The 8,555-nt window shown below is 66.7% G+C and carries 9 protein-coding genes; 3 read left to right on the forward strand and 6 right to left on the reverse strand.

The annotated features are described in order from the left end of the window. Nucleotides 1–884, reverse strand: an 884-nt coding sequence (locus NA5_RS38375) for a M17 family peptidase N-terminal domain-containing protein (protein WP_281201790.1), incomplete at its 3' end; no start/stop codon positions are given. A 67-nt stretch (nt 885–951) separates the two neighbouring features. On the opposite strand from NA5_RS38375, the gene gcvT reads away from it, so the two are divergent. Continuing rightward, a complete protein-coding gene (gcvT, locus tag NA5_RS38380) occupies nt 952–2,052 on the forward strand; it encodes a glycine cleavage system aminomethyltransferase GcvT (protein WP_062993948.1) in 1,101 nt (366 codons plus the stop codon). 93 nt (nt 2,053–2,145) lie between these two features. Then, nucleotides 2,146–3,246, forward strand: a complete 1,101-nt coding sequence (locus tag NA5_RS38385; RefSeq protein WP_062993949.1) for a branched-chain amino acid aminotransferase — start codon at nt 2,146–2,148, stop codon at nt 3,244–3,246. A 36-nt stretch (nt 3,247–3,282) separates the two neighbouring features. Here the strand turns inward: NA5_RS38385 and NA5_RS38390 are convergent, their stop codons facing one another. The 5 genes from NA5_RS38390 to NA5_RS38410 form a co-directional block, all read right to left on the reverse strand. Further along, nucleotides 3,283–3,996, reverse strand: coding sequence for an MBL fold metallo-hydrolase (locus tag NA5_RS38390; protein ID WP_062993950.1), 714 nt, complete (start codon nt 3,994–3,996; stop codon nt 3,283–3,285). 329 nt (nt 3,997–4,325) lie between these two features. Then, nucleotides 4,326–5,075 carry an adenosylcobinamide-GDP ribazoletransferase gene (locus tag NA5_RS38395; RefSeq protein ID WP_062993951.1) on the reverse strand — a complete coding sequence of 250 codons (750 nt, stop codon included), beginning with the start codon at nt 5,073–5,075 and terminating at the stop codon, nt 4,326–4,328. 56 nt (nt 5,076–5,131) lie between these two features. Continuing rightward, entirely contained in the window at nt 5,132–6,238 is a 1,107-nt protein-coding gene (gene cobT, locus NA5_RS38400) for a nicotinate-nucleotide--dimethylbenzimidazole phosphoribosyltransferase (protein WP_062993952.1), read from the reverse strand. Nucleotides 6,239–6,480: 242 nt separating this feature from the next. Further along, a complete protein-coding gene (cobU, locus tag NA5_RS38405; RefSeq protein WP_062993953.1) occupies nt 6,481–7,035 on the reverse strand; it encodes a bifunctional adenosylcobinamide kinase/adenosylcobinamide-phosphate guanylyltransferase in 555 nt (184 codons plus the stop codon). Between the two features lie 95 nt (nt 7,036–7,130). After that, nucleotides 7,131–8,114: a helix-turn-helix domain-containing protein gene (locus NA5_RS38410; RefSeq protein WP_062993954.1), complete on the reverse strand. Its 984-nt coding sequence runs from the start codon at nt 8,112–8,114 to the stop codon at nt 7,131–7,133. A gap of 107 nt (nt 8,115–8,221) precedes the next feature. On the opposite strand from NA5_RS38410, the gene NA5_RS41110 reads away from it, so the two are divergent. Continuing rightward, nucleotides 8,222–8,359 carry a hypothetical protein gene (locus NA5_RS41110; protein ID WP_157110895.1) on the forward strand — a complete coding sequence of 46 codons (138 nt, stop codon included), beginning with the start codon at nt 8,222–8,224 and terminating at the stop codon, nt 8,357–8,359. Nucleotides 8,360–8,555: the final 196 nt, after the last annotated feature.

Here is an 8,555-nt window from a genome sequence, read left to right on the forward strand (position 1 = left end):
TCGGAGGTCATATTTTCCATATTCGCGGCGGGCTTGATGGAGATGCCGCCGGTGTCGAAGGTGATGCCCTTGCCGATGAGCGCGACCTTCTTGGCGCCGCCGTTGTAGGTCAAGCGCACCAGGCGCGGCTGGCGCGAGGAGCCCTTGCCGACGCCGAGCACGCCGCCGTAGCCGCCGTCGGCCAGCGCCTGCTCATCGAGCACCTCGACCTGCAGACCCGCTGTCTCGGCCAAAGCCTGTGCCCGGGCGGCGAATTCGGCCGGGAACAGGTGACTCGGCGGAGTGTTGACGAAATCGCGTGCGGTGGCGATGGCTTCGGCGATCACCCGGTCGTGGTCGAAGCCCTTGCGATGCGACTCGCTCGGGTCGGCGACCAGGAGTTCGACCTTGCGCACCGGCTGCTCGTCCGGCTTGCCGTTGGCATTCTCGGATTTGAACGCGGTGAAGGAGTACGCGCCGAGGAAGAACCCTTCGGCGGTGGGGCCGATGCCACCCTCGAGACCCGACAGCGTGGTCACGGCCGAGCCGACACCGGTCAGCGCGCGTCCGGCGACACCGGCCGAGCGGCGGATCTGTTCGGCATCGATCTTGTCCGCGGCGCCGAGTCCGACGGCCAGCACGCTTTTCACGCCGAGGCCGGTGGGCGCGGGAATCCTGGTGAGCTCCTCGGCCTTACCCTTCGCGCCGACGGCGCGCAGTTGTTCCTGCAGCGCCGCGCGGACATCCGAGGCGAGGATATTGTCGACGAATTCGTCCTCCAGTGTGGCGATCGTCGGGCCGTCGTCACCGGACACCAGGCCGATCACCAACACATCGGTGTCGGCGCTGATGGTGTCGACCAGGTCCAGGTCCGGTCCGAGCGAGCGATCTGCAACAGCGGTCATGGGCACAGGCTATTCGGTCTGCTTCGGGTGGCGCATCGCGACGCCACCGCCGGGCTAAGCTCGGCCGGTGACCGATGCGAACCTGCTGCAAGGCCCGATCCATGCTGTGCACGTCGAACTCGGGGCGAAGTTCGCGCCGTTCGGCGGCTGGGAGATGCCGGTCTCGTACGCGGGGACGGTCGGCGAACATCAGGCGGTTCGTACGACCGTCGGGCTGTTCGATGTGAGCCACCTGGGCAAGGCCACCGTCCGCGGCGCGGGGGCGGCGGAATTCGTGAACTCGGCGCTGACCAATGATCTCGCTCGGATCCGGCCCGGCAAGGCGCAGTACACGCTGTGCTGCACGCCCGACGGTGGTGTGATCGACGATCTGATCGCCTATTACGTCGGCGATGACGAGATCTTCCTGGTACCCAATGCCGCCAATACCGCGGCGGTGGTCGCCGAACTGCAGAAGGTCGCGCCGGAGGGCATCACGGTGACCGACGAGCATCGCGAGTACGGCGTGTTCGCGGTGCAGGGACCGCGCTCGACGGAGGTGCTCACCGCGCTCGGGCTGCCGACCGATATGGAGTACATGGCCTACGCCGACGCCGAATGGGACGGCCGCCGGATTCGGGTCTGTCGCACCGGATACACCGGTGAACACGGCTATGAGCTGCTGCCGCGCTGGGCCGATGCCGAGCCGCTGTTCCGCGCACTCGTCGAGCAGGTCCGCGCGCACGGTGGACAGCCCGCCGGGCTCGGTGCCCGCGATACGTTGCGCACCGAGATGGGCTATCCGTTGCACGGACATGAACTGTCGCTGGAGATTTCGCCGGTGCAGGCGCGTTGTGGGTGGGCGATCGGCTGGAAGAAGCCCGAGTTCTGGGGCAAGGACGCACTGGAGCAGGAGAAGTCGACCGGTCCTCGTCGAATTCTCTTGGGGCTGAAGGCACTCGACCGCGGTGTGCTGCGTCAGGGACAGACCGTGCTGCGTGACGGCGAGCCCATCGGCGAAACCACTTCCGGCACCTTCTCACCGACGCTGCAGATCGGCATCGCCCTTGCGCTGCTCGATACCGCAGCGGCTATCGAACCCGGCGCGGAGGTCGAGGTCGATGTCCGCGGGCGACGGTTGCGGTGCGAGGTCGTGCGCCCGCCCTTCGTCGACACGAAGACCAAATAGTCGGCACCGCCGACTCGGCCAGGTGACGCGGGTACGTTCGCGGCGCGCCGACACTCGCACTGCGGCTGAACCGCGACCGATAGGATCTGCCTCATGACCGTTGCCGCACAGTTCACCCATGTTCCGCATCCCGCGCCCACCCCGGCGCAGCGGGTACAGGAGATTCTGGCGGCACCGGGATTCGGGCGCTTCTTCACCGACCACATGGTCTCCATCGACTACACCGAGGGCGAAGGCTGGGGCAATGCCCGGGTCGAGCCGTACGGCCCGTTGGCGATGGATCCGGCGACGATGGTGTTCCACTACGGCCAGGCCATCTTCGAGGGGCTGAAGGCCTACCGGCAGAACGACGGCAGCGTCTCCTGCTTCCGCATCGACGCGAACGCGGCGCGCTTCCGCAAGTCCGCGCGTCGGATGGCGATGGCGGAACTGCCCGAGGAACTATTCATCGAATCCGTGCGTCAACTGCTCGAGGTCGATAGCCGCTGGGTGCCCGCGGCCGGTGGTGAGGAGTCGCTCTACTTGCGGCCGTTCATGTTCGCCACCGAGGCCGGGCTTGGTGTGAAACCCGCCTCCGCTTACAAATACCTGCTGCTGGGATCGCCTGCGGGCGCGTACTTCCCGCGCGGTGTGAAGCCGGTGCGGGTCTGGCTGTCGACCGAATATGTGCGGGCCGCGCCGGGCGGCACCGGTGAGGCGAAGGTCGCCGGTAACTACGCGGCCTCGCTGCTCGCCCAGGCGCAGGCCTCCGAGAAGGGCTGCGATCAGGTCGTCTGGCTCGATGCCTGTGAGCGTCGCTATGTCGAGGAGATGGGTACCAACAACCTGTTCTTCGTCTTCGGTTCCGGTTCCGAGGCACGGCTGGTGACTCCGGAGCTGTCCGGATCGCTGTTGCCCGGCATCACCCGTGATTCGCTGCTCACCCTCGCTGCGGATTCGGGCTATGTGGTTGAGGAGCGCAAGGTTTCGGTGGAGGAGTGGCGCAAGGGCGCCGAATCCGGGGAGATCACCGAGGTTTTCGCCTGCGGTACCGCCGCGGTGATCACACCCGTCGGCTGGGTTCGTTCCGCCGATGGTGAGTTCTCCGTCGGCGGTGGCGAGCCGGGCGAGGTCACCATGGCGCTGCGCGACACGCTCACCGGGATCCAGCGCGGCACCTTCGCCGATATCCACGGGTGGATGCGCGGCATGTGACTGCGTCAAATGCCGCAGTCGTTTGCCTTTCGAGTGTCAGCTCGGCATGAAGGTGCGCCATTCCTCCAGGGTTTGTGGGCGCATGACGTAGTTGGCGTCCTTGACTGTGGACAGAGTGGCGGAGGGGTCCTGGGAATACCAGTGACCGGGGTAGACGACCGGGTCGCCGGATAGGTCGGCCAGGTAGCGCAGGCTGCGGAACATGGCGTCGGAGTCGCCACCGGGGAAGTCGGTGCGGCCGCAGCCGTCGATGAAGAGGGTGTCGCCTGCGATCAGGCGATTGTCGAACAGGAAGCACTGGCTGCCTGGGGTGTGGCCGGGGGTGTGCAGCAGTTCGATATCGAAGGCGCCGACGCTGACCTTGTCGCAATGCTGGTGTCCGGTGAGTTCGCTGGGCGCGATGCCGGTGACATTGGCGACCCAGGACAGTTCCTCGGCATTGACGTGCACCGGAACACTCGTCCTTTCGAGCAGCTCCCGCACTCCACGCAGGGTGAATCCGAGCATGGTGCCGCCGACATGGTCCGGGTGGTGATGGGTGGCGAGCACCCCGGTCAGCCGCAGGCCGTCAGCCTCGGCGATATCCACCAGATCACCCGCCGCATACGCCGGATCGACCACAACACACTCGCCGCTCTCCCGATCGCCGATCAGATACGCGAAATTTCGCATCTGTGTCGCGATCGGATCACCCACGGCGAAATCTCGACCGGACAGCAGTTGACGAAAATACAGACGTTCGGAAGACATACCGTCCACTGTATTGCCTGACCCAGACAATGCGCGCACCGTGCCAGCTATCTCGGTGCGGAATGCATCGGGATGCGAGTGACGGTGTACTCGTGTGCGAATGTCCTGTCGGGAGGCGCTGGACCGATATCGTCGCTGCTGGCCGTTCAATTCAGGCCCGAGGTGGATCCGAGCCTGCATTGCCTCTTTGGGCTGAATCCGGTGCCGTGCCGATTTCACGCGCGGACCCGATCCGCTGACCAGCAGTGCGCTCGTTGGCGGCATTTACCCGAAATATCCAGGGCGGCAAGGCAACACGCTGTCGGTGACACGGGTTGCGGTCGGCTGAGTCAGCCGCCCAGTGTTAATCCGGCGGCGGTGATCGCGACGGATATCTCGAGGGTGGCACCGAGGATGTCGCCGGAGAGTCCGCCGAAGCGGTGGGTGCAGTGTCGGACCACTAGAACCGAAATGCCAAGGGCGACAAGGACAACGGCGGGACCGAGCCAGCGGTGCTCTGGGACGGCGGGGATGCTCGCGGCAACGGCGAGTACGGACCAGACTGCGATGGTGATCGGGCGTTGGGTCCCCGCTACCAGCGCGCCGAAGCCGGTCTCGGGGGCGGCGGCAAGGCCGCGCCGACACGCGAGCACCACCACCACTCGACCCACTGCCACCGCGAGCAGCACCGCGAACCAACGCTCGGCCTGCGCCAGCGCGGCGAACGAAAACGCTTGCAGCCCAACGATGAACACAATTGCCGCCACCCCGAACGGACCGGTGTCGCCACTCTTCGATATCGCCCTGGCCCGCTCGGGCGGACCATAGGACCCCAACCCGTCCATCGTGTCGGCCAACCCATCCAGATGCATCCCCCGAGTGACGAGCGCCAACCCGGCAACCACCACCAGTCCCGCGACCGCCGCACTCGCCCCACCCCACACCAACAACCGAAGCATCCCGGCCGCGGCCATTCCGAGCCCGACACCCACCAACGGCGCCAACCCGATCGCCCGCCCCGCCGCGCTCCGATCGACATGCTCCGGCCCACGCACCGGCAACACCGTCAGCCACGACACCGCAAGCCGCACACCACTCATATTCGCCGCCCTGAACTGCACGCAATTGGTCGGCTGCCGCCGTCGGCGGTCACCGTCTACTTCCGCAAGTCCGGTTGCGCGGACGCTTCGGCGGCGAGGCTGGTCTCGGCTTCGGTGGCCGAATCGACCGTGCTCACACCGGCTTCCGCGAAGGTGGCCATTTCGGCGAGGGTGGCTACGGCGGCACGGAGGATGGGTAGGGCGGTGAGGGCGCCGGAGCCTTCGCCGAGGCGCATGTCCAGGTCGAGCAGGGGTTCGAGGCGGAGGTGGCGCAGGGCGAGGGCATGGGCGGGTTCGGTGGAGCGGTGACCCGCGAGCCACCACGCGCTGGCACCGGCGGCCAACTCTTCGGCGACCATGGCGGCCGCGGTGACGACTACGCCATCGAGGATGACCGGCGTGCGGCGGGTCGCGGCTTGGGCCAGGAAGCCCGCCAAGGCGGCGAAGTCGGCACCGGCGGCTACCCGCAGCAGTTCGACCGGGTCCTTGGCGACCGGGCGGGCGCGGCGCATGGCGTCACGGATCGCGGCGACCTTGCGGATCCAGCCCGCATCGTCCACACCGGTACCGCGGCCGACAGCGGCGATGGGTTCGGTGTCGGTGAGGGTCGCGATGAGGACGGTGGCCGGTGTCGTATTGCCGATCCCCATATCGCCCGCGATGAGCAGGTCGGCGCCAGCATCGATCTCCTCGTCGGCGATCGCCTTGCCCGCGCTGAGGGCTGCCTGGATCTCGTCCGCGCTGAGGGCGTCTTCGTGATCGATCGCCCCGCTGGAGCGCCGCACCTTGTGCTTGGCGACCTGGGGATCGGTTTCGGCGTCGACGGAAATATCGACGACCCGCACGGTTGCGCCCGCCACTGAAGCCAGCGTATTCACCGCCGCGCCGCCGCCGAGGAAATTGGCGACCATCTGCGCGGTCACCTCACTCGGATATGCCGAAACACCATGGCGCGCAATGCCGTGATCGCCGGCGAACACCACCACCCGCGCCCGTTCGAACTGCTTCGGCGGACATACACCCTGGCACGCCGACACCCAATTCCCGAGCGTCTCGAGCCGCCCGAGCGCCCCACCGGGTTTGGTCAGCTGCGCCTGTCGCTGCTCCGCCGCCGCTCGAACTCCCGCGTCGGGTGGCACAACCGGTCCGAATCCGTCTGTCACTATCGAGCCTTTCCGGGTCGGGGCAGTTAATTCCTACACCGCGCAGTCCATATCCGGCCCAATCTTGCCGCCACCCCACCGATCCGCACCACTCACCCCGCACCCGATGCTTCGTTCCGCGCGTTCGCCGCCCCGGTCGGGCGGTCCGTGTGGCGCATCCTGCTCGGTTCCCGGAGGGTGCACCGTCGCTGGTGGCGCGATCGTCGCGGCTCTCGCGACGTGATCGCCGCAGCCGTGCGGTCCTATTTCAGGCGGAGGGGGAGTCCGGCGACAATCAAGAAGGCTTCATCGCAGGTTTGCGCGAGGCGCTGGTTGAGGATGCCGATTTCGTCACGGAAGAGGCGACCGGAGCGGGTGGCGGGGATGACGCCCATACCCACCTCGGGGGTGACGATCACCAATCGGCCGGGGTAGGCGGTGACCGCGGCGACCAAGGCGTCCGTGTCGGGGGCAATGGCGCCGCGCGGCGCATCCCAGGCCTCGCGGGCATCGATGCGGGCGGTGAGCCAGGTGCCGATATCGTCGATCAGTGTCGTTCCGGCAGTGGGAGCGGTGGTGAGAACCGTTGCGGGGTTGGTGCTTTCGAGTACTACCCAGTCCGCGGGCCTGCGATCGCGGTGGCGCGCGATGCGCTCGGCGAAGTCGAGATCGGCCGGATCGGGAATCGCGGTGGCGATATACCGCACTGGCCCGCCCTCGGCCGCCAATACCTCCGCGAACGTCGACTTACCGGATCGCGCGCCGCCGAGTACGAGGATGCGGTGCGCGCGGCTGCGGGTAGATGAGCGATCCGACACGGCTGCACCGTATCAATCCGCCGCGCGCACGCCCGCACCTCTCTGGCGCTCGGTTCCGGCATGACCGCAGAGGCGGCTGTGTGCTAATTCGCTCGCTATGCGGGCTGTTCGGTCGGTTCGGCGCCCCCGAACCGGCGGCGATACTCGGTCGGCGCGATGCCGACGACCTTCTGGAAGTGATGCCGCAGCAGCGCACCGGATCCGAAACCGGCTTGTGCGGCGATCTGTTCCAGCCCCTCGTCGGTGTCCTCGAGCAGATGCTTGGCATAAAGCACCCGCTGATTGGTCAGCCATTTCACCGGCGTGGTTCCGGTTTCGGCGGCGAAGCGGCGGGCGAAGGTGCGGGTGGACATCATCGAGCGGGCGGCCAAGTCGTCGATGGTATGCGGCAGGTCGAGGTTTTCGTTCATCCACTGCAATGTGGAGCTGAGGCTGTCGGAGGTGCATTCGGGCACCGGACGCTCGATGAATTGGCGCTGACCGCCGTCACGCTGCGGCGGCACCACCATGCGCCGGGCGATCGCATTCGCGACGGAACTGCCGATCTCCCGGCGCACCAGATGCAGGCAGGCATCGATGCCCGCCGCCGTCCCCGCCGAGGTGATCAGATTGCCCTCGTCGACGAACAGCACATCGGGATCGACCGTGGCCAACGGGAACTGTGCCGCCAACTGGTCCACATAGCGCCAGTGCGTTGTGCACTTGCGTCCGTCGAGCAGCCCGGCCGCCCCGGCCAGGAACGCACCGGAACATACGGTGAGCACGATCGCTCCGGCCTCCGACGCCTCCTGGATCGCGCCGATGACCCGTGGATCGAGCCCGTCCTCGACGGCCGATGCCGGAAAGGCTGGAATCGCGACCAGATCGGCCTTCACCAACTCCCTCAACCCGTACTCCGGCGTGACGGTGATACCCGGGGTCGTGGATGGCAGTGGTTTCCCCGGCTCGGCCCCGCACACCTTGAAATCGAATCCGGGAAGTCCGTCCGCGGTCCGATCGAGCCCGAAAACCTCACAGACCACACCGAATTCGAACATGGCCAAGCGCTCGGAGAGCACCACCGCGACCTTGGACAGCATGCGGTCAGCATACCTGGCTGGATCTTTACGAACAATGTCAGAACAGCCACTTTCGGCGGTAAATCACCGAGCGCAAAATTACTGCCATGATTACTTTTCTCGTCAGCATGGCAGTCGTAGTGGGCTTCGCGATCCTCATCACTCGAGGCGGTGGTCACGCCGGATCAGCCGATGTCATCGATCGCGACGCTCAGCGCATGCAGTCCGATCTGTCCGCCATCATCGCCCACTCCCATCACCATTGAGCGGAGTGCAATGGGCTGTGAAACTCGTTGTCGCTCTCGTTACCACCACGGAGCGAGTCTTACGAGCGAGGAGTTCGCGGCCCGTCTCGCGTCCGAGTCGTCGAAGCGCATGCGACGAAGTCGCAAGTCTCGACGGCTCGGACGCGAGACATCCGGGGGCCGCGAACACGCAGCGCCGCAGGCGCTGCAAATCAAA

The organism is Nocardia anaemiae NBRC 100462 (genome assembly GCF_001612725.1).
GTDB lineage: Bacteria > Actinomycetota > Actinomycetes > Mycobacteriales > Mycobacteriaceae > Nocardia > Nocardia anaemiae.

Coding starts and splice junctions, on each gene's coding strand:
- NA5_RS38385 (WP_062993949.1), top strand. CDS start 2,146: ATGACCGTTGCCGCACAGTTCACCCATGTTCCGCATCCCGCGCCCACC.
- NA5_RS38390 (WP_062993950.1), bottom strand. CDS start 3,996: ATGTCTTCCGAACGTCTGTATTTTCGTCAACTGCTGTCCGGTCGAGAT.
- NA5_RS38395 (WP_062993951.1), bottom strand. CDS start 5,075: ATGAGTGGTGTGCGGCTTGCGGTGTCGTGGCTGACGGTGTTGCCGGTG.
- NA5_RS38410 (WP_062993954.1), bottom strand. CDS start 8,114: ATGCTGTCCAAGGTCGCGGTGGTGCTCTCCGAGCGCTTGGCCATGTTC.
- NA5_RS41110 (WP_157110895.1), top strand. CDS start 8,222: ATGGCAGTCGTAGTGGGCTTCGCGATCCTCATCACTCGAGGCGGTGGT.